Origin of the sequence: Salicibibacter kimchii (assembly GCF_003336365.1) — a bacterium.
Taxonomy (GTDB): Bacteria; Bacillota; Bacilli; order Bacillales; family Marinococcaceae; genus Salicibibacter; species Salicibibacter kimchii.
Window position 1 is genome coordinate 1,559,836 of the sequence record NZ_CP031092.1, and the last position, 22,793, is coordinate 1,582,628.

Genomic DNA, 22,793 nt, shown 5'->3' on the forward strand with positions numbered 1-22,793 from the left:
TCCCAAGAAATGATTAGCACTTAGTGATGGTCTCTGAGACTCAGAGGTTCCATTTCTATAAATTTTTCATCTTCAATAACATTGATATAAGCGGGTTGAGCACCTGGGTATTCTTTCATGCGCCAACCCTCCATATTTTTATTTCCTCCATAAAGAGGATCTGAGTACACACCTTCGAGCGTTGCATTTCTAAGCAATGAAAAAAATAGTGCGGATGAAACACCTTTCACCTCGACATCCCCGTTATCAAAAGCCGTCAGTACTTCATCTTGTTGTTCTATTTCCAAATCAAAAAATTTTCTTGCCATTGATTTTCACTAATTTCATTTATCCTTCTGAGCCCTACAATAAAAAGTTCATTTCTTATCATTCTCGATTGATATCCTTGTTCAGGCTCCCCGTCCTGAAATGGACCTCGCATATACTCTTTGGTGTTAAATCCCCAACTTCCGGCCAGCTGTTTGTCAATAAAATATGGAACGCCTAAAGCAATAGCACCGGGACCGTTATCATCTTCGGGAAATATTCTTTCCGTAGCTGCGCTCAAAACATTGAAATCCTCATCACGGCTAAAAAACATCCTCGCTTCTTGAAAATCAGGTCCATCTTCTATTTCAGATTCTCCAGCTTTCTCAGTGTCTGTTCCGGCGAACCATTGGTTTCCTAGAACTCCGCCTAAAACACCTCCGCCAACAACTCCTCCGGCTACAAGTCCCGTATTTTTAATAAATGTACGTCGGCTGATCCCTTCTTTTAAAGAAGAAGCAGCTGTTTCATCATTATTCGATGATGATTGATTAACATCTTTCTGCTTATCATCATTTTTATCCGCCATATTTTCTCCCTCCCTGTAGACTACTTTACTCAGAATTTGGCTATTGACTTCCTGGAGTATTAGATCAATCCTTTCTTTATTTGAGCAAGCTTCATTACATAGCAAGCATTTCTACACTTGAACCTCTCCCTTGCTCAATGACTACATCCTTTGCCCAGTAATCTATCTGATGACTTTTATTTAATTTTATGATCTTATTAGGACAATATGACACTTGTCACCCGTTCAAAAAAGACCATAGAGGTAGAGCTTAAAACTTTACTAAGCTTCCTCTATGGTCTTCATTTAACTAATGTAGTTAAAACTATTCCCTCGGCTTAAACACCATCGTTGCTTCCACTGCTTTTTTCCAGCCATCATAAAGTTTTCTCCGCTCCGATGCTTCCATCGCTGGCTCAAACGACCGGTCTACGCTCCATTTCTTCGCGATTTCGTCTTTGCTATCCCAGACACCGACCGCTAAGCCGGCTAAATAAGCGGCGCCCAATGCCGTCGTTTCATTTACGGTCGGCCGCTCCACCGGTCCATCCAGAAGGTCGCTCTGAAATTGCATGAGGAAATTGTTTTCGGCGGCGCCACCGTCCACGCGCAACTTTGTCGAGGGGAAGCCCGCGTCTTTTTCCATCGCGATCATCACATCTTTTGTTTGGTAGGCCAATGATTCAAGAGTCGCCCGTACCACATGCTCTTTTTCCGTTCCTCTTGTGATCCCAAACATCGCTCCTCTGGCACCACTATCCCAATAAGGGGTGCCCAGCCCTACAAAAGCTGGCACAAAATAGACACCTCCAGATGACGTTACGCGTGTTGCGTAGGCTTCGCTATCCGGGGATTGTTCAATCATTTTCACACCATCCCGAAGCCATTGCACCGCAGATCCCGCTACGAAAATACTGCCTTCCAACGCATACTCGACTTTTCCATCGAGTCCCCAGGCGATGGTCGTTAACAAACCGTTATCAGAAGTGACAGCTTCTTCGCCAGTGTTCATCAAAATGAAACAACCTGTGCCATATGTGTTTTTCACCATCCCTTTTTCAAAACACGCCTGCCCGAATAATGCCGCGTGCTGATCACCGGCTACACCTGCAATCGGCACTTTAGCACCGAAGAAATGATATTCAACCGTTTTCGCGTAGATTTCCGAAGATGATTTCACCTCGGGAAGCATTTGATTGGGGACCACTAAAATATCAAGCAACTCCTGGTCCCATTCCAAATCATGAATATTAAACATTAAGGTGCGTCCGGCATTCGTATAATCGGTCACATGAGCCGCCCCGCCGCTTAATTTCCAAATCAACCACGTATCAATCGTTCCGAATAACAAATCCCCGTTTTCTGCTTTTTCCCGCGCGCCTTCCACGTTGTCCAGGATCCACTTCACCTTTGTCCCTGAAAAATAAGGATCGATCAATAGCCCGGTTTTTTGTCTAAATGTTTCATTATGGCCATCTTCACGTAGTTGATCGCAAATCGTATCCGTTTGCCGGGATTGCCAGACGAGCGCGTGATAAATCGGCCGGCCTGTATATTTATCCCAGACCACTGTCGTCTCCCGCTGATTTGTGATCCCAATTCCCGCGATTTCATCAGGCTTAATATCGACTTCGGTAAAAAGACCGGCGATCACCGAAAGTACGGATCCCCAAATTTCATTGGCATCGTGCTCCACCCAACCAGGCTTCGGAAAATGTTGGGTAAATTCTCTTTGTACCGTATGAACAATTCGCCCTTCCCCATCAAAAAGAATCACTCGTGAGCTCGTCGTTCCTTGATCGATCGCTAGGATATAGTTTTTTGCCATTATTGGTTTCAACCTCCCTTATTTTTCAGTAGCTTTTCTGCATAAACACACGTGTTTTCTGAATCCATCCAGACACCTTTCTGGATAACGTGGGCAATTTTTCGGCTAAACGAAGGAGCCGTTACTTCGACAATGCTGCACTAGTACAAGTATACAGTCCACACACTGGTAAATGCATCCTAACACTACCCAAAATTAACCTCGTTAAGGAATTTTCAATGTTTAAAAAGCATAAATTTGTGGAAAAGTCTTATTGATTTTGAAATTCTAGAAAGGATGATATATGCATGAGTAAACTAAATTTGGAGATGGCAAAAAAGGTTATTCAAGGCGCCGAGACCGAAGCTTCGAGATTAGGTGTGCAAATGGTCATTTCGATTTTTGATGAAGGGGGTAATCTTATTGCCACACACCGGATGGATGATGCATGGCTGGCAAGCATCGATATTGCCCAAAACAAAGCGTGGACGTCAGTAGCATTAAAAATGCCTACTTCCAATCTGGAAGAGGAAGCAGTACCTGAAGGGAGTCTCTATGGACTCAACACGACAAATCAAGGACGTATTGTCGTCTTTGGCGGCGGCATCCCCCTTGAAAAAGATGGTCGCGTACTAGGGGCGATTGGCGTAAGCGGAAGTACTGTTTCCGACGATGTACAAGTCGCCGAAGCAGGGGTCCAAGCGTTTAAAGAACTCTTTTAAAACATAGCACCTGGAATGGAAGAATATCTTTTTTTAGAAATACGTAAAAAACCATCGCCCGCGAGCGATGGTTTACCTTTATGTTCGATTTTACGACTGATTCTGGGATTCTGATGTTGATGTGGTCGTTGTTTCATCGCTGATTTCTTTTCTTTCCGATTCTAGGGGGTCGTCTTCCATCATCTGCGAGGTTGATTTTTTAAACTCATTCAGCGTTTTCCCGAAAGCACCGCCGATTTCCGGCAATTTCTTCGGCCCGAAAATGAGTAAGGCGATCAAAAGGATGAGAATGAGACTTGGGATGCCAATATTTGGAAGCACAATGTTTCCTCCTTTTCAAACATAGGCTGTATTTTACGTTTTAGTATGGCCACGGAACATGCCATTATACGCTTTAATTTATCTTAACACATATACAGCTTATTGGACATGGTCTTATGCTTCTCATTTTGCAAACTTTTATACATGATCATGATAACAAAAGCTGAACGCCGGCGACGTTCAGCTTTTTGTTCTTTATTTCAACAACTTCATGACATTTTTCACAGAGTCCACGGATGTGGAAAGGTCCTGTTTTTCTTCTTCTGTGAGATCCAACTCAATAACTCTCTCGACGCCATCGCCGCCAAGGACGGTCGGAACGCCAACATACAAACCATTGTAGCCATATTCGCCTTCAAGATAAGCAATCGTCGGCAATATACGCTTTTTGTCTTTGATAATCGTTTCAACCATTTGCGCTAAGGCAGCAGCCGGTGCGTAATAGGCACTTCCGTCACCAAGCAGGGAAACAATTTCCCCCCCACCTTTACGAGTGCGCTCAATGATTTTATCAATGCGGTCTTGAGGTAGCAGGTCCGTTAACGGCACACCGGAAACGCTAGAATAACGAATTAACGGTACCATATCGTCGCCATGGCCTCCGAGAACAAATCCTTGCACGTCTTCCACGGACAAGCTCAATTCCTGGGCGATAAACGCTCGGAAACGAGCAGTATCCAACACGCCTGATTGTCCCATCACTTTGTTTTTCGGCAAGCCAGACGCTTGATAAACGGCGTATGTCATTGCATCCGCTGGGTTTGTCAGTACGATAATGTACGTATCCGGTGAATATTTTACAATTTGCTCGGTAACGGATTGCATGATGCCGGCATTTGTGTTTACGAGATCATCCCGGCTCATGCCCGGTTTCCGGGCGATGCCCGCGGTAATAACTACGACATCAGAGCCTTCCGTGTCCTTGTAATCGGAAGTTCCGGTCACATTCACATCTGCACCTACTACAGGAGTGGACTCTAGCATATCGAGGGCCTTCCCTTGTGTTGGGCCTTCTTTATCCGGGACGTCCACGAGGACAACGTCTGCAAGTTCTTGTTGTGCAACATTAAGGGCTGTTGTAGCGCCTGTAAAGCCGCCACCAATCACAGATACTTTTCTACGTTTAATAGCCATTGATCTGCCTCCTTGAGATCCTTACATGTTCTCGATGAGTGCATCCGCGAACCCGGAACATTTCACTTCTGTTGCGTTATCCATTAGCCGGGCGAAATCATACGTCACAACTTTGCTTCCGATGGTCGTATCCATGGACTTCGTGATAAGATCGGCCGCTTCGTTCCAGCCAAGATGACGAAGCATGAGTTCTCCGGAAAGAATCAACGATGATGGATTCACTTTATCTTGTCCCGCGTATTTAGGGGCGGTTCCATGTGTCGCTTCAAAGATGGCATGGCCGGTATCATAGTTAATGTTCGCACCCGGTGCGATGCCGATCCCGCCAACTTGGGCTGCTAAAGCGTCAGAAATGTAGTCGCCGTTTAAATTCATCGTCGCGACAACATCATGTTCTTTCGGACGCGTAAGGATTTGCTGCAAGAAAATATCGGCGATCGCTTCTTTGATAATAATTTTCCCTGCTGCTTCCGCTTCGTCTTGCGCTTTGTTGGCCGCTTCTTTGCCTTCTTTTTCTACAATTTCATCATACGTTTGCCAAGTGAACACTTGATCTCCGAATTCACGCTCTGCGAGCTCGAAGCCCCATGCTTTAAAGGACCCTTCCGTGAACTTCATGATATTTCCTTTATGAACGAGGGTTACGCTTTTTCGGTTTTCGTTAATGGCGTATTGAATCGCAGAGCGAACGAGCCGTTCCGTTCCTTCCTTAGAAACCGGCTTGATGCCGATCCCAGACGTTTCCGGAAAGCGAATGTTTTCAGAGCCCATTTCATTTTGGATAAAATCAATCACTTTTTTCGCTTCATCCGTGCCTTCCTGGTACTCAATGCCGGCGTAAATATCTTCCGTATTTTCACGAAAAATCACCATGTCCACTTCTTCCGGGCGCTTCACCGGGGAAGGAACACCGGTATAGTGACGAACCGGGCGTAAACAAGTGAACAGATCAAGTTTTTGACGAAGAGCGACGTTTAAAGACCGAATGCCGCCGCCGGTAGGCGTTGTAAGCGGACCTTTAATAGCGATGAGGTTTTCCCGAATTGTCTCTAACGATTCTTCCGGGAGCCATTCGCCTGTCTTATCGTGGGATTTACCGCCAACGAGAATTTCTTTCCAATCGATTTTTTTCTTGCCGTCATAAGCTTTTTCGACAGCTGCATCAATAACGCGCGAAGCCGCCGCCCAGATGTCGGGACCGGTGCCGTCCCCTTCAATGTATGGAATCACGGGGTTGTCTGGAACGTTTAACCTACCGTTGTTTACTGTAATTTTTTCAGACATGATGAATTCCTCCCAGCAAAAATTAAATCTCGTTCATCGGCTAGTAGCCGACACTTGAACCTAATGGTGCCTTCCTGCTCTAAGCGATATCATAATCCCTACAAAAAGGGGGAAGCCTGAATCATCACACGCTATGATCGCTCGTCCAATGGAATGTATTTTTGCGTGTCTGGGCCGACGTATTCCGCACGCGGGCGGATGAGACGGTTGTCGGCATATTGTTCCAAAATATGCGCGTTCCAACCTGCCGTCCTGCTCATAGCAAAAATAGGGGTAAATAGGTCATGGTCAATGCCTAAACTATGATAAACAGAGGCGGAATAAAAGTCCACATTCGGAAGTAACCCTTTATCTTTGGTTACTTTCTCCTCAACGGCTAAAGACATGTCATACCATTTGGTCTCTCCGGCTATAGCTGTGAGTTTCTTGGACATGTCGCGCAAATGTTTCGCGCGCGGATCGCCGTTTTTGTATACACGGTGGCCAAATCCCATGATTTTTTCTTTTTGGTCAAACAATCCTTGAATGTGATCCTCTACGCGATGGACTTCCCCGATCTCATCTAACATCGCCATCACACGTTCATTAGCTCCGCCATGTAGCGGTCCTTTTAATGCGCCGATGGCAGCGGTGATTCCGGAGTAAAAATCGGACAATGTCGCGACACACACGCGAGCTGTAAACGTGGAAGCATTTAATTCATGGTCCGCATGCAAGACGAGCGCTTTGTTTATCGCGTCAACGGCAACATCTTCCGGTTCTTCACCATTGAGCATATAAAGAAAGTTTGCGGCAAAGCCTAGATTCTCTTGTGGTTCGATCGGATCTTTTCCGTTTCGGATTCTTGCAAATCCGGTCACAAGCGTGGCAATCTTTGCTTGCAATCGCAAAGCAATCCGTTTTGCGGCGTCTTCTTGGACTTCATCCGCTTCTTGGTCATAAAGGCCCAATTGCGAAACCGCCGTCCGTAATGCCGCCATCGGGTGTACCTCGGCAATTGGATAGGCTTTCATATCATTGAATATTTCATTCGGCACGGACATGTTAGCGACTAAATCATTAGAGAAGGACTCCAACTCCGTTTTGTTCGGCAACTTGCCATTCCATAGTAAGTACACCACTTCTTCAAAAGACGAATAATTAGCTAGGTCATCAATATGATAACCCTGGTATGTGAGCACATCATCAATAATTGAACTTACACTCGAAGTTGTAGCAACAACACCTTCAAGACCACGCGTTTGGCTCATAAAAACCTCTCCTTTACACCTGAGAATCCGATGGACCGGCAGACACGTCACTAGAAGTCTTGGTAATGCAACAAACCGTAACGGCTTGTCCGTATGTTCCGCAAAAGTTCCGTTGAAGGCCTATACGAGGACCCGAACAACATCCAATCCACCGTTATTCTGTCGCCGGTATTTTCACCATCCTCTATTATATACATTTTTGTAGGATTTGTGAATGAATAGTCATTATTCTTTACGACAAATTACGGATTCATGCGTTTGTTACGAAGGGGAAAACGCAAAATACCGGCATCGTTCAACAGATACTTTTACCGCCGTCGGATCACCATAATATTTCGGTTAATCAACACTTTATTGAAAAAATATCGGACGAAGCCTTTGATATACGTTCGTGTAAACGGGAGGATAAGCATAAAACCAAGAAGGTCGGTGAGAAAACCGGGGGCGACAAGCAAAAATCCGCCAAAAAGAATGCAGATGCCATCAAGCGCAATGCCGGTCGGCGTTTGTCGATTCTGAATTTGCAACTGCAATACTTGCCACGTTTGCCTGCCTTCTCTTCGCGCCAGCCATACACCAATAACACTCGTGAGGAGCAGGAGGAGCACTGTTGGCCAAAAACCAAGTGATCTCCCGACTAACCAAATGATCATGATTTCAATAATCGGGATCGCGAATAATAAAAAGATGAATAACCTCGCCAAAAAATAACCCCATTTCTCCAATATGGTTTAATCTCTACCTGCTCATCTACGTGTTTCCCTTCCGATCATGTGCGCTCCCCATCCGTACACTTATAAAACGCTGGCGTGTCCCCGATATATATCTCCCCGTGAACTGTCCAACGTTAGTTCTTCCCCGTCTTCGAAACGATCAACGGCATCTTCCACTCCGACGATAACAGGAATCCCAAGGGTAATACCGACAACTGCAGCGTGGCATGTCAAGCCACCTTCTTCGGTAATGACGGCAGCTGCTTTTTCAAAAGCCTCCATCATCTCTTTGTCCGTCGAAGGAGCAATTAAAATGTTCCCCGGCTCCATTTTATCGTTCGCTTCCCGGGCGTCGCGAGCGATAACGGCTTCCCCGGATCCATTTGTCTGACCAATCCCTTGGCCCTTTGCGGCTACTTCACCGATGACGTGAACTTTCATGATATTCGTTGTCCCGGTTTCTCCTACCGGGACGCCGGCAGTAATCACAACGAGATCTCCGTGTTGGGCCATTCCTGCTTTAAGGGCTTCATTTACCGTTATGTCGAACATTTCATCCGTCGTCGACACTTTTTCCCCAAGCAAAGGGTATACGCCCCACACGAGATTTAATCGTCTTAATACACGGATGTTACTTGTAACGGCGAGGATTTTTGCTTTAGGTCTGTACTTGGAAACCAGCCGCGCCGTGTACCCGCTTTCCGTCGCTGTAAGAATCGCGGATGTGTCGAGGCTGAATGCTGTTCTGGCTACCGCTTGACTGATCGAATTTGTGATCGTCGCCCGGCTTTCTTTCGTTCGGTTGTCCAACACCTCTTCATAGTTTAACGCAGATTCCGCTTTAACCGCAATACGACTCATCGTCTCAACCGCTTCGACAGGGTAGGCGCCTGCGGCCGTCTCTCCCGAAAGCATAATCGCATCCGCGCCATCAAAGATCGCGTTCGCGACATCACTTGCTTCTGCCCTAGTGGGACGGGGGTTTTGCGTCATTGACTCAAGCATCTGTGTTGCTGTAATAACCGGCTTTGCAATCGTATTGCTGTAACCGATAAGTTTTTTTTGAATAAGAGGAACTTCCTCAGGCGGGATTTCTACCCCTAAATCACCTCTTGCTACCATAACCCCTTCAGAAACCTCGAGAATTTCTTCAATGTTTTCTACTCCCTCTTCATTTTCTATTTTGGGGATAATGGCGGTGTCTTCAGCCTGATGATTTTCCAATAACTCCCTGATTTCAAAGACGTCGGCTGCTCTTCGAACGAAAGAAGCAGCAATAAAATCGATGCCTTCCTCAACCCCAAAGCGGATATCTTCCGCGTCTTTTTCTGTCATTCCCGGTAAGTTCACTTTGACTTTCGGCAGGTTGACGCCTTTATTGTTGTTTAAGACACCGTCATTCATTACCATTGCCCTGACTTCGTTTCCTTCGATGGATTCCACTTGCAATTCAATTAAACCATCGTCAAGAAGGACGGTGTCGCCGGGAGAGAGGTCATTCGCTAAGTCTTTGTATGTAACGCCAATTCGTTCTTCATTTCCCGGTGTATCATCACCTGTGAGATGGACGACGGAACCTTTTTGCAACTGCACTTCTCCATTTTCCATTTCATACGTACGAATTTCAGGCCCTTTCGTATCCAATAAAATCGATATTTCTTTTCCGGCTTCATTTGCCGCTTCCCTTATGGTTTGTATTCTCGCGCGGTGTTCTTCATGGTTTCCGTGGGAAAAATTTAGACGGGCAACATTCATCCCGGCATCGATCAACTGTTTGATGGTCTGTTTATCCTCAGATGCAGGGCCGATCGTTACAACGATTTTTGTTTTTCTCATCATAACAAATCCTTTCTATACTGAGATGGGAGGTGGGGGGACGAGGTTTGAGAGGTGGGAAACTCTTAACTATGGGACGTAAATTCTTTTACCTAAAGCGTCAAAATAGGAAATTCAACATGTACCTCCTGTTTTGAGGACCATCCTTCGCATCTGCCGTATTTTGACTTCAGCTCCCTGGGTCTTCAGCTTTTCAGCTTCCACTCGCTAAATGGACAATTCCTGGGATAAGCGATACATATTTTTATCAATGTGATGGGGTTTTTGCAACACGTGGTCGATTGGCTGATCCACGATTTTGTTCGCCAACATTCCTACCATTCGACCTGACTTCCCCTTGATTGATAACTCCGTTGCGTGAGCACCGAGGCGGCTCGCGAGCACGCGGTCAAAAGCCGACGGGGAACCGCCGCGTTGAATATGGCCAAGAACAGTGACTCTCGTCTCAAAACCAGTGCGCTCCTGAATTTCTTTGCCAAAGTCAACACCGCTCGCGGCCCCTTCAGCAACGATAATGATGCTATGTTTCTTTCCCCGCTTATGACCTCTGACAAGTCGATGAACGGTATCATCAATATCGTAAGGCTGCTCGGGAATAAGGATCGTTTCCGCGCCGTCAGCCAGTCCGGACCATAGCGCCAAGTCTCCGGCTTCCCTGCCCATCACCTCAATGACATAGGTTCTTTCATGAGACGTGGCCGTGTCACGAATTTTATCGATAGCTTCAATGACGGTATTTAAAGCTGTATCAAAGCCGATGGTGAAATCAGTACCGGGGACGTCATTGTCGATGGTGGCGGGCACTCCAATTGTAGGAAATCCTAAATTGTCCAAGGTTTGCGCTCCCCGAAAAGAACCGTCCCCACCAACCACAACAAGGGCCTCCATCCCGGCATCTTGTAAAACCCGAATCGCTTTTTCCTGTCCGTCTTTTGTTCTAAACTCCTCACACCTAGCTGTATACAACTTTGTTCCTCCGCGATGGATAATATCGCCCACATCGCCGATATCCAAAGGGTGGATGTCACTGCTCAAAAGACCGGAAAACCCGTAGTTAACCCCCCACACACGCACATCGTTGTAGATCGCTTTCCGAACGACCGCTCGGATAGCTGCATTCATTCCGGGAGAATCTCCCCCGCTCGTCAAAATTGCTATGTTTTGCATAGAACCTCCCGGTTAATCCCCTGTTTTTCCGATCTTATTGAATTTCTCAAAGCGCTGCTGCCGCAATTCCTCGGAAGACAAGTTCAAAAGGTTGGCTAGACTATCATCCAACGTTCGCTCGACGAAGCCGGCCTGTTTTTCAATATCATAATGGGCGCCGCCGCGCACCTCCGGAATAATTCCATCAATAATGCCGAATTCATCAAGATCAGGTGCTGTAATACGCATGGTTTCCGCTGCTCTTTGCGCTTGGGACGCATCTTTCCAAAGAATGGTGGCAGCTCCTTCCGGCGATATCACGGAGTATGTAGCGTTTGAAAGCATATACATATGATTGCAAACTCCCAGGGCGAGCGCGCCTCCGCTTCCGCCTTCTCCGATAACAATGCCAATCGACGGCACGCCAAAACCGGCCATTTCCAATAGGTTTCGCGCAATGGCCTCGCTTATTCCCCGTTCTTCCGAAGCCTTTCCAGGAAAAGCCCCTTTTGTATCAATAAAACAAATAATCGGGCGGTTGAATTTATCTGCCTGTTTCATCAAACGTAACGCTTTGCGATAGCCTTCAGGATGAGGGCTCCCAAAGTTACGGCGTATGTTTTCCTTCGTATTCCGCCCACGCTGTTGGCCGATCACGGTAACCGGACGCCCTTTATAAGCAGCGATGCCTGAAATAATCGCTTCGTCGTCCCCGTAGAGGCGATCTCCATGCAGTTCAATAAAATCAGAAAACAAATAATCGATGTAATCCAACGTCGTCGGGCGCTCCGCGTGGCGTGCGATCTGTACGCGCTCCCAAGGGCTCAATTCATCATAAATTTGAACCTCAAGTTCCTGCAATCGTTCTTCCAGGTGGCTAATCTCCGCTTCTAAATTAATGTCTTTTTCCTCGGTAAAATTTTTTAATTCATTAATTTTATTTTGAAGCTCGACCACCGGTTTTTCAAATGGAAGATTTTGGTTCATTGTTAATCTCCTTCTTTTCCCATGCATGGATTTTCAGGATATTCCCAAGTACATCTTTCATTTCGGAGCGGGAGACGACCCGGTCCAATTGTCCGTGGTGTAATAAAAATTCTGCCGTCTGAAAATCATCGGGTAGTTCTTCACGAATTGTCTGCTCGATGACCCTTCTTCCTGCAAAGCCGATCAGCGCTCCCGGTTCCGCGAAATTGTAATCTCCCAATGACGCAAAGCTGGCGGAAACACCTCCGGTTGTCGGATGGGTCATAATGGATATGAAAGGAATCTTCGCTCGATGCAAACGTTCGAGAGCGACGCTCGTTTTCGCCATTTGCATAAGACTTATGGTTCCTTCTTGCATTCGTGCTCCGCCTGATGCACTAAACATGATGAACGGTACACCGGTTTTTTCCGCTTGTAAGATGGCGCGGGAAATTTTTTCACCGACGACCGCACCCATGCTTCCCATTCTGAACCGCGCGTCCATGACGCCAATCACGACCGGACACCCCTTGATTTCCCCTTCACCGGTAACGACCGCTTCATTTAAGCCTGTTTTCTCTTGATCTCGGCTTAACTTATCTTCGTACTCGGGAAATTCCAAAGGGTTCTCCGGGAGCATACCTGCATTCATTTCCCGAAACGTATCATGATCGATGACACTATCGATACGCTCATAGGCGGTCATACGAAAATGATGGCCACATTCACTACATAAGTTTAACCCTTTTTTCAGCTCACGTGAATACATGATCGTTTTGCAGCTGGGGCATTTCGTCATGACGCCGTTATTCATTTTTGTCGGCTGCGTTCGTTCAGAAGGAATCGTTGCATACTTTCTTTTTTTTGAAAATAAATCCCTAAACAAGCTGTTCACCTCTTTGGTTCTTCCCGTGTCACCCGTTGGAAAAGCGACCGCCCACATCGGCGATCGCTTTTGGCCCATCGCGCGTTGCTTACTCTTCAATCAAAGCTTCTTTGCGCGTTCGTTCAGCAATTTCCTCGGGATCGGCACTCTTTCTGGCTACCCCTGTATCCATCGCGCTTTTCGCAACCGCGGCAGCAACTGCCGGGGCGACGCGAGGATCGAATGGGGCCGGAATCGCATAATCCGACGATAGTTCGTCGTCACTGATCAAATCAGCGATCGCGTAAACGGCTGCTCGTTTCATTTCCTCATTGATATGAGAGGCATTAACATCAAGCGCACCTCTAAAGATCCCCGGAAAGGCAAGGACATTGTTCACCTGATTCGGGTAATCCGAGCGTCCGGTGCCGATAACAATCGCGCCGGCTTCCTTCGCAATATCAGGCATAATCTCTGGAACCGGATTAGCCATGGCGAAAATAATCGGGTTGTCCCTCATCGTCCGGACCATTTCTTGCGTAAGAGCCCCTTCGACGGAAACACCAATGAAAACATCCGCCCCGTGAATCACATCCACTAATGGGCCTTCTTTTCGCTCGAGGTTGATCACTTTCGCCACATTATCCTTGATCTCGTTCATACCGTCGGGCCTACCTTCATAAATGGCACCGCGGGAGTCGCACATGATGATTTCTTCAACCCCCATGTTCATGAGCAATTTAATAATGGCAATGCCCGCTGCACCCGCGCCATTGATCACCACTTTTGCCTCGGATAAACTTTTCCCCGCTACTTTTAAAGCGTTGATTAACCCGGCAACGGTCACAATTGCTGTGCCGTGCTGATCATCATGGAAAATAGGAATATTTGTTTCTTCTTTCAATCGATCTTCAATGATAAAGCAATCCGGGGCTGCAATATCTTCAAGGTTGACGCCGCCAAAAGATGGTTCCATCATCTTGACGGTTTCAATAATTTTTTCGTTGTCTGACGTATTCAAACAGATAGGAAAAGCGTCAACTCCGGCAAACGATTTAAATAAAACCGCCTTTCCTTCCATGACAGGGAGAGAAGCAGACGCCCCGATATTCCCTAGCCCTAACACGGCGCTCCCATTTGAAACGACAGCCACCATGTTGCTTTTCATCGTGTAATCAAAGACTTTTTCCGGGTCTTCGTAAATTTCTTTGCATGGCTCGGCCACTCCCGGCGAATAGGCAAGGCTTAAGTCGCGGCTGTTACGAACTGGAATTTTTGACTTGGATTCAAGCTTTCCTTGTTTCATTTTGTGAAGATGTAACGCTTCTTCTTTTGTAGTAGTCACTATGTGCACGCTCCTTTTTTCGATTCTCCTTGTGCAAATGCGATCCAGTTCGCTCTGCTTTCTGATTGAGCTCTATTATAACAAAGACGCCCTCCCCGTACACCCTTTTTGTTTTAAAATAAATATTTCTTTGCTGCTTTAAAGGATTCACTTAAGAGATGCTCTCCGATCTTTTCCGTTCTGCAACGTTTTCCTCTCCTACCAGCAGCTTTACGTTTGAGCGAAGCTCGTCATTGATTCGTACACGATAGCGGTCATCAAACGCAAACAATTGGTTTGTTTTTTCATTGTATACGCGGACCTGGGAGAAACCGGGTATTTTTTGCAACATCTTTTTGAGCCGGCGGGATTGCTCGTTTGTATGAGATTCATGGGTCCATTTGATATAAAGAACCGTTTCTGCTTCGTCCTGCGCGCGCTCCACATCGATTACATCGTCGGCAATGATTTTATTTCCGTACTGGTCAACCGTCCGCTTTCCGCGAACAAACACATAACGTTGTTCCTCCAGTTCATGATTCACTTGTCGATACACGTTTGGAAAAAGGACAACTTCACAAGTGGCGCTTTCATCACTAAGTTGTAAAAACGCCATCGTTTGTCCGTTTTTCGTGCGAATTTGCTTTATATGTTCGATCGCGCCCATCGTCCAAAGCTCTGTTTTCACAGGTGCCTGTTCCGCTTCAGCAAGTGCCAACGGTGCGCGCATGGCAATAAGCGGTTCATATTTATCAAGGGGGTGTCCGCTCAGATAAAAACCGGTGACTTCTTTTTCGTACATGTAGGCTTCTTCCTGAGTAAACGGCGTAGCATCCGCATAGCGAAAATCTCCGCTCCCCCGCTCAAACAGCTGGCCCAAATCCCGCTCGAAATCCACAAATTCAAACGCTCGGTCCGTGGACGCGAGCAACTTGGCGCGATCACTGTAAAGATCATCAAACGCGCCTGCTTTAATGAGATTGGCGAGCATGCGACGATTTACCGGCAAATGAGCAGTGCGCTCACAAAAATTAATAAAGCTTACAAACGCTCCTCTTTTTTCCCTTTCCAGTATGAGCTTCCTGCTTACTTGCCTACCGACCTGCGTGATGATTTGTAATGGAAAGCGCACGCCTTTTTCCTCTGCCGTGAAGCTTTCCGTGCTTTTGTTGACCGCCGGTGGATATAGATGCAGACCTTGGTTTTTCAACTCGCGAATGGCTTTCCCAAGCCGACCTTTATCATTTTCTACCATCGAAAGATAGGCAGAGAAGAAAACGAGCGGAAAATGCGTTTTATAATAAGCAAGCTGGTAAGCAATAAAGCTATAAGCTACTGCATGGCTGCGGTTGAAACCGTAGTTGGCAAAACGCAGGATCCATGCGTAGATTTTGGTTGCCGTCTCTTCCTCATACCCATTGGCAAGCGCACCATTGACAAAAGATGCCTTTTCATTTTCCAACTCTTCACGGTCTTTTTTGCTCACAGCCCTGCGCAGCAAATCCGCTTGCGCCAAGGAGTAACCCGCAATTTGAACGGCTACTTGCATAACTTGCTCCTGATAAACGATCACGCCGTATGTTTTGGACAACATCGGTGCCAAATCGGGATGAACGTAGTTCACCTCGCGGCGACCATGCTTCCCGGCAATATAAACATCGATCTGCTCCATCGGACCGGGACGATATAGAGCATTGACCGCGACCAAATCCTCAAACGTTGTCGGCTTCAATTTCTTTAATACTTGCTGCATCCCCGTGGATTCAAATTGAAAAATCCCGGTCGTTTTTCCCGACGCAAGCATTTCCAGCGTTTGCGGATCATCCATCGGAAGCCCCCCGGGAGCTTCGCCGGTTCCGCTTTCCACGCGTTGAACCTCATCGCGAAGCTGTTCCAGCAACGTTAAATTCCGTAACCCCAAAAAATCGATTTTCAGCAATCCATAGGCTTCCAAATCTTCCATCGGGAATTGAGTCACCACGGTTAACGGGCCTTCACCGGCGGTAGGGACAACTTCCGATAACGGCCGGGCACTGAGAACGACCCCGGCCGCGTGCAAAGACGTATGGCGAGGGAGACCCTCAATCGCTTCGGCATACTGAAACAATGTGTTTGCTTGCTCATTTTCCTTTAAAAGCTCTAACAGCTTGGGATCGCTCGTTCTTGCTGCTGTTAGCGTTGCAACCGATGAAGGAAGCGCGCGAATGAGTCGCTCGATCAGGGCTTGTGGGGTTCCTAACGCTTTTCCCGCGTCCCTGAGCGCGGCTCGGGGACCAAAGGTGCCGAACGTAATAATTTGTCCAACGTGAGCGGCCCCGTACTTATTTCGCACATAGGCAATGACTTCTTCCCGGCGATGATCAGGGAAATCAATGTCAATGTCCGGCAAAGAAACACGTGCTTCATTTAAAAAGCGTTCAAATAGCAGCCCATAGGCTAGTGGATCAACGTCCGTAATATACAGACAATAAGCAACGATCGAACCAGCGGCCGATCCACGGCCGGGACCGGTTAAGACCCCTGCGTTTCTGGCATAAGCCATGAAATCCCAAACAATAAGAAAATAATCTTCAAACGCGATCTTCTCGATGACGGCAAGTTCATGCTCCAGTCGCTCGACCACCTGCTTGTCCAACCGGCCGTAGCGTTCGTTTGCACCTTGAAAACATATCTTTCTCAATGCATCCCGTGATCGCTCCTCGCGGTGGTCGGGAGAGGGAAGTGTTGTCTGCAGTTGATCTGGTTCCACCGAACAGCGATCAGCGATTGCAACGGTATTGGTCATCGCTCTATCATCATGCGCCCACGCCTGTTCAGCATAAGAAGCAGAAAAAAGCACATGTTCCTCCCGCCACTCCAATGGACTTACGTCTTCAAGGGGCCGGTTGCTGCGAATGGCTTCCAAACAGCGCCGCCATTTTTTATCTTCCTCTGATAAAAAAGAAACATTCCCACACGCCACCCGTTTCATCTTCATCGCATCGGCAAACGCGATCCAGGATGCACGTTCTTCGCTCTCGGGTAAATGAGCGGGAAGGCAACCGACGTATAAGCGATCCGGCCCGATCCTCTCCCTCATCGCTTGAATAACTTCCCGGGCGTGCTCCCTGTCCAGGCTCGCGACGGGGTTCCTCTCTTCAGGAAGAATAACGATCAAATGACTGCTATGCCGGTAAAAAAAATCCGCTTGCACCCACGTTTCCGATCGGGATTGGGATTGGGCCGACAACGCCATTAGTTGCTGGTATCCTGTCAGATTAACGGCGATTAAAAGGAGGGTCCCTTTGGCCTTTTCTTCAACCTCTACATCTAATTCCAAACCGAAGAGCGGTTTTATTTTTCGCTCCTTACAGCGTTTATAAAATTTATGGGCACCGTACATGACATTTCGATCTGTCAGGGCCAGTGCGGAATAACCGAGAGAAGCCGCCCGGTCCACAAGGGTATCGATGCGGCACGTGCTCTCCAGCAAGGTATATTCACTTCGCACTTGTAAATGGACAAATGAATCCACGGCACTCTCTCCTTTTCCCTCATCTCACTTCCCACATCTCACTTCTAAATCAAGCATAACTTGGCCTTTGATTGATTATACATGAAAATAGACGACCCATGCTTACGCGGATAAAAGGTTGTTTGCGAGAAATAGGGGGGACCCGGCACATGTTTACCAGAGATTTTTTGGCTACATTGGTTCTGGACTTTTTCGTTGCCTTCGGGGTGGTGCTAGGCGGGGCCATTATCGGAGGGATTGGCGCTTTTATGATCGGAAAACCGCCACTTGCAACCATTCACGATTTAGCCGGGAGCCTGAAAATTTGGGCACTTGTTGCTGCCATCGGGGGGACGTTTGACGCGATCACCAGCTTGGAGCGCGGGCTCTTTTACGGCACACATATTGATATATATAAAACCGTCTGTATGATTTTAGCCGCTTTATCCGGCGCAAATGTTGGCACTTTAATTATCCAATGGATTACACAGGAACAGATACACCCATGAGAATCCCTCCCTATTACAAACGTCCGGGCTGGCAACGTTTTTTGGCAGGTGTCATTATCGGCACGTTGATTGGCTGGTGCATTTTCCTTTATCAGTTTGGCAAAGTGCATGAAGAGATGGTCGTGGAACTCGGGAAAAATGAATTGCAAATCGAGCAACTGCAACGAAATCTCGAATCTCTAAGGGAACGGGAACAAGAAGAAACTAACGGCGATGATTTCATCATTGAAGAGATTTCCATTGTCTTTGAAAATGAAGACGAAAGCCGCCTTAGCGAGCTCGCGCTATATGACATCGAACAACAGGCCAAGGAAGAATTGGAACACCTGTTAGACCAAGAACTGGAAAGTGTCGCCGAAAATCGCGAGCTGCTCGTGAGGACCATTGAAAATAAACGTTATCCATCCAATGATTATGAATACAACTTGATTGTGCATCAAGTAACCCTCTATCGAACGTTGGAACTCCATGTAGAGGTAGTCCCCGTTTCCGATGATTGAGCACTTTTGACGTTACGTACGATAGGTCTTGCACACCTCTTCCAACTGCTCGATCACCTGCATCCGTTCCTCATCATTCTCTGCTGTTGCACCTGCTGCGAGCGGGTGCCCCCCACCTTGAAATCGACTTGCCATTTCGTTAATGATGGGGCCTTTGGAACGGAGCCTCACACGATAACTTTTGTCTTCCAACTCTACGAACGTTACCCAGGCAACGATGCCCTCCACATTCGCGACTGAATGAGTGATCGCTGATGATTCATTTACGCTCACTTGATATTTACGAAGTTGTTCCTGGCTAAGTGTGATGACGCCAACCCCGTTTTCGCTCAGCGCAAAACCGGAGAGCACCTCTCCTTCCAAACGCAACAGCGCAAGGGGTTTTTTGTCCATCTCATTAAATAAATGACGAACGTCGAATTCCCTTTCATAAAGAAGCTGGACGGCCTTAAACGTGCGTGCCGTCGTGTTCGGATGGGAAAAGCGCCCCGTGTCCCCGACAATTCCCGCGAATAAGAGGCGGGCGCACTCCCCATCGAGCTCCCAACCTTGGGGAGCGGCAATCTCATCAAACCAGTGGACGATCATTTCTGATGTTGAGCTGAATGTCGGATCCACCCACGCGAGAGGGGTATAATCATCTACCACCGGATGATGATCGATTTTAAAAAGCTCACGGGCGTTTTTATATCGCTCGTCATCAATTCGTCCGGTGTTGGCCGTGTCACATACGATAACGAGCGATTCCAAAAAAGTTGTATCATCAATCGTATCCATGTCAGATAAGAAAGAAAGCGATGGTTCCTCATCCCCGGCTAGTTGCACTTTTTTTCCGGTGTTCCTTTCAATCAACCTCGCTAATCCGGCTTGGGATCCAATCGCGTCCGGGTCCGGACGTTCATGACGGCAAATAATGATATGCTCATAGGCAGAAATAGTATCAAAAAGTTTCTGTTTCATTGTTTCGGCTCCTTTGCCTTTTAAACTTGTTTTCTGGCTTTCATATCAAAGAGAAAAAAGGTAAACTAGGGCTTGGAAGGAGGAATAATTAGAATGACAATAGCCGTTCCCGTCGTTATGGCGATATCCATTGCACTTTATGTGTACAATAAATTCAAACGTTTCCGCGCTTCCGGAGGAGCCACTAAACAATGGTATCAGACCAAAGCTATGATAGCATTGGGCGTTTTCATTCTGGCTCCGGGTTTACTTTTTATGTTTCCGCCCATTTGGGGGGTCGTTGAATTCATCGTCGGACTAGTTTTCTCCTTGCTGGGGCTTGTCTATGTGATCTACGGGATTAAATATTACAAGAAAGCACTGCCCTTCGCGAAAGAAGAGTCTGAAGCTACACGTGTTTCTGGAAATGAGAGGTGAGTGGTGAACGGGGGAAATTCTCCCGGCTCCCCTCCCATCAAGAAAAGGAGCGCCTGTAGTGGTGGTTTTGACGCCAAATAATGGTGACCGTTTCGGCCAGCCGCTCATCGTTTCAAGGTCGCGTAATGCTCCATGGCGACGCAAGGTCCTTTATATTCGGGCTCCATAAACCGAATGAAACGTCCCTGCTCCCGCTATCTTTCCAATAACTGAGCCATCATGAGGCCTTTCCCAACGAGGTCATCTTCGAGAAACAGCTCCACATCCACTTTCCCGCTTTTTCGGCTGACTTCCAATACCTTTCCTTTCATCTCAATCTCACTTTCAATTTGAACCGGCTTTAAAAAATATAAAGAGAGGTTTTCAACGACGAGGTCTCGGTCCCCCTTACGATAGCGGCGCAATAATCGACTTCCCACCTCGGTGACCAATGTGGACAAAACCCCATACGAGATCATCCCAATAGGGTTTGTCATCTGCGGGGTTAATTGACATACGTAATCGTATACGGAACCTCCGGGCGCTTCTTCCACCTGTCCGGTGATAAGGTCATCAAGCGTATCCCCCACATGTGGTTGCCGTTGGGCAACTTGCAAAGCTTTTAATACATCTTGCCGGCTGATGACACCGAGCAAACGAGATTCTCCATCGACGACAGGGAGAAGTTCGATCCCTTCCCAAACCATGACATGAGCCGCTGATGCTAAAGAGGTTTGCGCATTGACCGTAATCGGTTCAGCAGTCATGACTTTCTCGACTGGAGTGCTTTCTTTCATCGATAATATATCCTTCGCCGCTACCATGCCCAGCACTTTCATTTCGGTATTCACGACCGGAAAACGGGTATGGCTCGTGTCCGTATTAAGTTGATGCCAGCGTTCCACCATATGGTCGGTCGTTAAAAAATGCGTCTCCTCCAACGGAATCAATATATCTTCAACGAAGACGATTTCCTTTTTGATTAACTGATCATAAATGGCCCGATTGATCATACTGGCTACCGTAAACGTATCATAACTCGTCGTAATGATTGGAAGGGAAAGTTCATTGGCATAAGCAATCGTTTCTTCATTCGTATCAAACCCGCCGGTGATCAACACTGCCGCCCCTGCTTCCAATGCAAGTTGGTGCACTTGATAGCGGTTGCCCACAATTAACAGGTTTCCCGATTCTACGTAGCGCATCATTGCTTCCATTTTCATAGCGCCAATCACAAACCGTTGCAATGTTTTATGTAAACCGTCCCGGCCGCCAAGAACTTGTCCATCTACAATGTTGACGACTTCGGCAAACGTAAGGTGTTCAAAGTTTTCCTTTTTCTTTTCCACACGAATCGTTCCAACACGCTCGATCGTCGTGACGATTCCTTGATTTTCCGCTTCCTTAATGGCGCGATAAGCGGTGCCTTCGCTTACGTTTAGCACTTTGGCAATCCTGCGGACGGAAATCTTCTCCCCAACGCCCAAATGATAAATATGTTGCAAAATCTGTTCGTGTTTCGTTGACATATGTTATCTTCACCCCCTATCCAATGAAATGAAAAAACTTGGCGGCCCACCAAGTTTTCGTGCAAAATTCGTGTCCGTTTCCCTTCATTATAAAGGCGGGATGACAGATGATCAAGCGCGAAGCCGTCCGTGCGTTTGACCGGTCTCTCGGCGACTTTCGAGAATGGTTCTTGTTTCAACGGCTCCGTTTTTCTTTTTGTACCGTTCATGCAGCAGTGCCGAAAGGTTCCCGCCGACGACAAGCAAAGCAAAAACAAACCATACGCTGGCAAAAACACCGGCGAATCCTCCTGCTTGTATCGAGAACTGTTCAACCGCGTGCCATAGAAGGAAAATCGCTACCCCCAACGAAATAAGCAAACGTAAACGCATGTCGAACCCTCCCCTCTTCCATTAACATATGAGCGGAGCATCTTTCCTATGACTCGTCCATGATTCACGAAAAAAGCCCGGAATGCAACCGTTCAGTTGCTCCGAGCCTAATCGTTTTAAATATCCACACTTTCTCCCGGCTGCAAGGCCCGTCCTTTAATCGGCGACAGTTCATCCACGAATTTTTGCCCGTCTTGTTCGATCAACTCGAACGTGTTGTAATGAATCGGGATAACGAGCTCCGGGTTGATCCATTCGGTGGCAATTTTCGCATCATCCGGCCCCATCGTGAAGTTGTCGCCGATCGGCAAGAATGCGGCGCTGATGTCATTGTGATCCCCGATCAGTTTCAAATCGGAGAACAAAGCTGTGTCACCGGCGTGAAAAATCGTCTTATTGTCAGCAGTAAATAAAATCCCGGCAGGCATGCCCGTGTAAATGATATGTCCATCTTCCTCGGCATAAGAAGAACTGTGCCAAGCCGGTGTTAATTTGACGTGTCCAAACGTAAATTGATGACCACCGCCAATATTTAGCGGATGCGTGTCCAGGCCTTTCGATCCAAGGTATCCGGCAAGTTCATGAGTTGCTACGACAAGCGCATTTGAACGCTTGGCGATAGCTACCGTGTCCCCAAGGTGGTCCTGATGTCCATGGGTAAGTAAAATCGCATCCGGGTTTACATCTTCCGGATTAATGTCACATGTCCCGTTTCCGGTAATAAAAGGGTCGATCAGAACATTTGCATCGGGTGTTTCAATTTCGATAAACGATTGGCCGTGAAACGTTAGTTTCATTATTTTCCATCCCCTTATTTATAGTTCTAAAGCAGTCATTTCCCGAATGAACGCT

20 protein-coding genes and 1 pseudogene are annotated in these 22,793 nt (G+C 47.1%); 4 read left to right on the forward strand and 17 right to left on the reverse strand.

The genetic code is table 11. The annotated features are described in order from the left end of the window. Positions 1 to 20: 20 nt before the first annotated feature. Positions 21 to 835 (reverse strand): annotated as a pseudogene (locus DT065_RS19855) (gluconate 2-dehydrogenase subunit 3 family protein). Between the two features lie 304 nt (positions 836 to 1,139). Then, the gene (glpK, locus tag DT065_RS07795; protein WP_114372269.1) at positions 1,140 to 2,642 is read right to left on the reverse strand and encodes a glycerol kinase GlpK; all 1,503 of its coding nucleotides are present in this window, start codon (positions 2,640 to 2,642) and stop codon (positions 1,140 to 1,142) included. Between the two features lie 287 nt (positions 2,643 to 2,929). Here glpK and DT065_RS07800 point away from each other — a divergent pair, with 287 nt between their 5' ends. Beyond that, complete coding sequence (locus DT065_RS07800; RefSeq protein WP_114372271.1) at positions 2,930 to 3,343, forward strand: GlcG/HbpS family heme-binding protein; 414 nt, start codon at positions 2,930 to 2,932, stop codon at positions 3,341 to 3,343. A 90-nt stretch (positions 3,344 to 3,433) separates the two neighbouring features. On the opposite strand, the gene tatA is transcribed toward DT065_RS07800, so the two are convergent. From tatA to dnaE, 11 genes are all read right to left on the reverse strand, one after another. Then, positions 3,434 to 3,664: a twin-arginine translocase TatA/TatE family subunit gene (gene tatA, locus DT065_RS07805; RefSeq protein ID WP_160112453.1), complete on the reverse strand. Its 231-nt coding sequence runs from the start codon at positions 3,662 to 3,664 to the stop codon at positions 3,434 to 3,436. 195 nt (positions 3,665 to 3,859) lie between these two features. After that, entirely contained in the window at positions 3,860 to 4,798 is a 939-nt protein-coding gene (gene mdh / locus DT065_RS07810) for a malate dehydrogenase (protein WP_114372274.1), read from the reverse strand. A gap of 21 nt (positions 4,799 to 4,819) precedes the next feature. Next, positions 4,820 to 6,082, reverse strand: a complete 1,263-nt coding sequence (gene icd, locus DT065_RS07815; protein ID WP_114372276.1) for an NADP-dependent isocitrate dehydrogenase — start codon at positions 6,080 to 6,082, stop codon at positions 4,820 to 4,822. A 131-nt stretch (positions 6,083 to 6,213) separates the two neighbouring features. Continuing rightward, positions 6,214 to 7,332, reverse strand: a complete 1,119-nt coding sequence (gene citZ / locus DT065_RS07820) for a citrate synthase (protein ID WP_114372278.1) — start codon at positions 7,330 to 7,332, stop codon at positions 6,214 to 6,216. 308 nt (positions 7,333 to 7,640) lie between these two features. Continuing rightward, a complete protein-coding gene (locus tag DT065_RS07825; protein WP_160112454.1) occupies positions 7,641 to 8,036 on the reverse strand; it encodes an FxsA family protein in 396 nt (131 codons plus the stop codon). 90 nt (positions 8,037 to 8,126) lie between these two features. Further along, a complete protein-coding gene (gene pyk, locus DT065_RS07830) occupies positions 8,127 to 9,881 on the reverse strand; it encodes a pyruvate kinase (protein WP_114372282.1) in 1,755 nt (584 codons plus the stop codon). Positions 9,882 to 10,088: 207 nt separating this feature from the next. After that, complete coding sequence (gene pfkA / locus DT065_RS07835) at positions 10,089 to 11,048, reverse strand: 6-phosphofructokinase (protein WP_114372284.1); 960 nt, start codon at positions 11,046 to 11,048, stop codon at positions 10,089 to 10,091. A 12-nt stretch (positions 11,049 to 11,060) separates the two neighbouring features. After that, on the reverse strand, positions 11,061 to 12,014 hold the full coding sequence (gene accA, locus DT065_RS07840; RefSeq protein ID WP_114372286.1) for an acetyl-CoA carboxylase carboxyl transferase subunit alpha: 954 nt from the start codon (positions 12,012 to 12,014) through the stop codon (positions 11,061 to 11,063). After that, entirely contained in the window at positions 11,992 to 12,879 is an 888-nt protein-coding gene (gene accD / locus DT065_RS07845; RefSeq protein ID WP_114376167.1) for an acetyl-CoA carboxylase, carboxyltransferase subunit beta, read from the reverse strand. Before accD ends, accA begins: the two co-directional genes overlap by 23 nt. Positions 12,880 to 12,967: 88 nt before the next feature. Then, positions 12,968 to 14,164, reverse strand: coding sequence for an NADP-dependent malic enzyme (gene ystJ, locus DT065_RS07850; RefSeq protein WP_114376169.1), 1,197 nt, complete (start codon positions 14,162 to 14,164; stop codon positions 12,968 to 12,970). 190 nt (positions 14,165 to 14,354) lie between these two features. After that, positions 14,355 to 17,696 (reverse strand): DNA polymerase III subunit alpha, encoded by a 3,342-nt coding sequence (gene dnaE / locus DT065_RS07855; protein WP_114372287.1) that lies wholly within the window; start codon positions 17,694 to 17,696, stop codon positions 14,355 to 14,357. Between the two features lie 149 nt (positions 17,697 to 17,845). Between dnaE and ytrH the strand changes: the two genes are divergently transcribed. Together ytrH and ytrI are read left to right on the forward strand one after the other, a co-directional pair. Continuing rightward, positions 17,846 to 18,184 carry a sporulation membrane protein YtrH gene (gene ytrH / locus DT065_RS07860; protein WP_114372289.1) on the forward strand — a complete coding sequence of 113 codons (339 nt, stop codon included), beginning with the start codon at positions 17,846 to 17,848 and terminating at the stop codon, positions 18,182 to 18,184. Further along, on the forward strand, positions 18,181 to 18,684 hold the full coding sequence (gene ytrI / locus DT065_RS07865) for a sporulation membrane protein YtrI (protein WP_114372291.1): 504 nt from the start codon (positions 18,181 to 18,183) through the stop codon (positions 18,682 to 18,684). The genes ytrH and ytrI overlap by 4 nt, the downstream gene beginning before the upstream one ends. A gap of 12 nt (positions 18,685 to 18,696) precedes the next feature. On the opposite strand, the gene DT065_RS07870 is transcribed toward ytrI, so the two are convergent. Next, positions 18,697 to 19,644, reverse strand: a complete 948-nt coding sequence (locus DT065_RS07870; RefSeq protein ID WP_114372293.1) for a DHH family phosphoesterase — start codon at positions 19,642 to 19,644, stop codon at positions 18,697 to 18,699. A 93-nt stretch (positions 19,645 to 19,737) separates the two neighbouring features. On the opposite strand from DT065_RS07870, the gene DT065_RS07875 reads away from it, so the two are divergent. Then, the gene (locus DT065_RS07875; RefSeq protein WP_114372295.1) at positions 19,738 to 20,061 is read left to right on the forward strand and encodes a YtpI family protein; all 324 of its coding nucleotides are present in this window, start codon (positions 19,738 to 19,740) and stop codon (positions 20,059 to 20,061) included. A 194-nt stretch (positions 20,062 to 20,255) separates the two neighbouring features. Here the strand turns inward: DT065_RS07875 and DT065_RS07880 are convergent, their stop codons facing one another. From DT065_RS07880 to DT065_RS07890, 3 genes are all read right to left on the reverse strand, one after another. After that, positions 20,256 to 21,569: a DRTGG domain-containing protein gene (locus tag DT065_RS07880; RefSeq protein ID WP_114372296.1), complete on the reverse strand. Its 1,314-nt coding sequence runs from the start codon at positions 21,567 to 21,569 to the stop codon at positions 20,256 to 20,258. A gap of 111 nt (positions 21,570 to 21,680) precedes the next feature. After that, positions 21,681 to 21,941 carry a hypothetical protein gene (locus DT065_RS07885; RefSeq protein WP_114372298.1) on the reverse strand — a complete coding sequence of 87 codons (261 nt, stop codon included), beginning with the start codon at positions 21,939 to 21,941 and terminating at the stop codon, positions 21,681 to 21,683. Positions 21,942 to 22,057: 116 nt separating this feature from the next. Continuing rightward, the gene (locus tag DT065_RS07890; RefSeq protein ID WP_114372300.1) at positions 22,058 to 22,738 is read right to left on the reverse strand and encodes a metal-dependent hydrolase; all 681 of its coding nucleotides are present in this window, start codon (positions 22,736 to 22,738) and stop codon (positions 22,058 to 22,060) included. Between the last annotated feature and the right edge of the window lie 55 nt (positions 22,739 to 22,793).

Excerpts from the sequence above, each read along its gene's own strand:
- glpK (WP_114372269.1), bottom strand. The coding sequence starts at position 2,642 with ATGGCAAAAAACTATATCCTAGCGATCGATCAAGGAACGACGAGCTCA.
- DT065_RS07800 (WP_114372271.1), top strand. The coding sequence starts at position 2,930 with ATGAGTAAACTAAATTTGGAGATGGCAAAAAAGGTTATTCAAGGCGCC.
- mdh (WP_114372274.1), bottom strand. The coding sequence starts at position 4,798 with ATGGCTATTAAACGTAGAAAAGTATCTGTGATTGGTGGCGGCTTTACA.
- icd (WP_114372276.1), bottom strand. The coding sequence starts at position 6,082 with ATGTCTGAAAAAATTACAGTAAACAACGGTAGGTTAAACGTTCCAGAC.
- citZ (WP_114372278.1), bottom strand. The coding sequence starts at position 7,332 with ATGAGCCAAACGCGTGGTCTTGAAGGTGTTGTTGCTACAACTTCGAGT.
- pyk (WP_114372282.1), bottom strand. The coding sequence starts at position 9,881 with ATGAGAAAAACAAAAATCGTTGTAACGATCGGCCCTGCATCTGAGGAT.
- pfkA (WP_114372284.1), bottom strand. The coding sequence starts at position 11,048 with ATGCAAAACATAGCAATTTTGACGAGCGGGGGAGATTCTCCCGGAATG.
- accA (WP_114372286.1), bottom strand. The coding sequence starts at position 12,014 with ATGAACCAAAATCTTCCATTTGAAAAACCGGTGGTCGAGCTTCAAAAT.
- ystJ (WP_114376169.1), bottom strand. The coding sequence starts at position 14,164 with ATGAAACAAGGAAAGCTTGAATCCAAGTCAAAAATTCCAGTTCGTAAC.
- ytrH (WP_114372289.1), top strand. The coding sequence starts at position 17,846 with ATGTTTACCAGAGATTTTTTGGCTACATTGGTTCTGGACTTTTTCGTT.
- ytrI (WP_114372291.1), top strand. The coding sequence starts at position 18,181 with ATGAGAATCCCTCCCTATTACAAACGTCCGGGCTGGCAACGTTTTTTG.
- DT065_RS07870 (WP_114372293.1), bottom strand. The coding sequence starts at position 19,644 with ATGAAACAGAAACTTTTTGATACTATTTCTGCCTATGAGCATATCATT.
- DT065_RS07875 (WP_114372295.1), top strand. The coding sequence starts at position 19,738 with ATGACAATAGCCGTTCCCGTCGTTATGGCGATATCCATTGCACTTTAT.
- DT065_RS07880 (WP_114372296.1), bottom strand. The coding sequence starts at position 21,569 with ATGTCAACGAAACACGAACAGATTTTGCAACATATTTATCATTTGGGC.
- DT065_RS07885 (WP_114372298.1), bottom strand. The coding sequence starts at position 21,941 with ATGCGTTTACGTTTGCTTATTTCGTTGGGGGTAGCGATTTTCCTTCTA.
- DT065_RS07890 (WP_114372300.1), bottom strand. The coding sequence starts at position 22,738 with ATGAAACTAACGTTTCACGGCCAATCGTTTATCGAAATTGAAACACCC.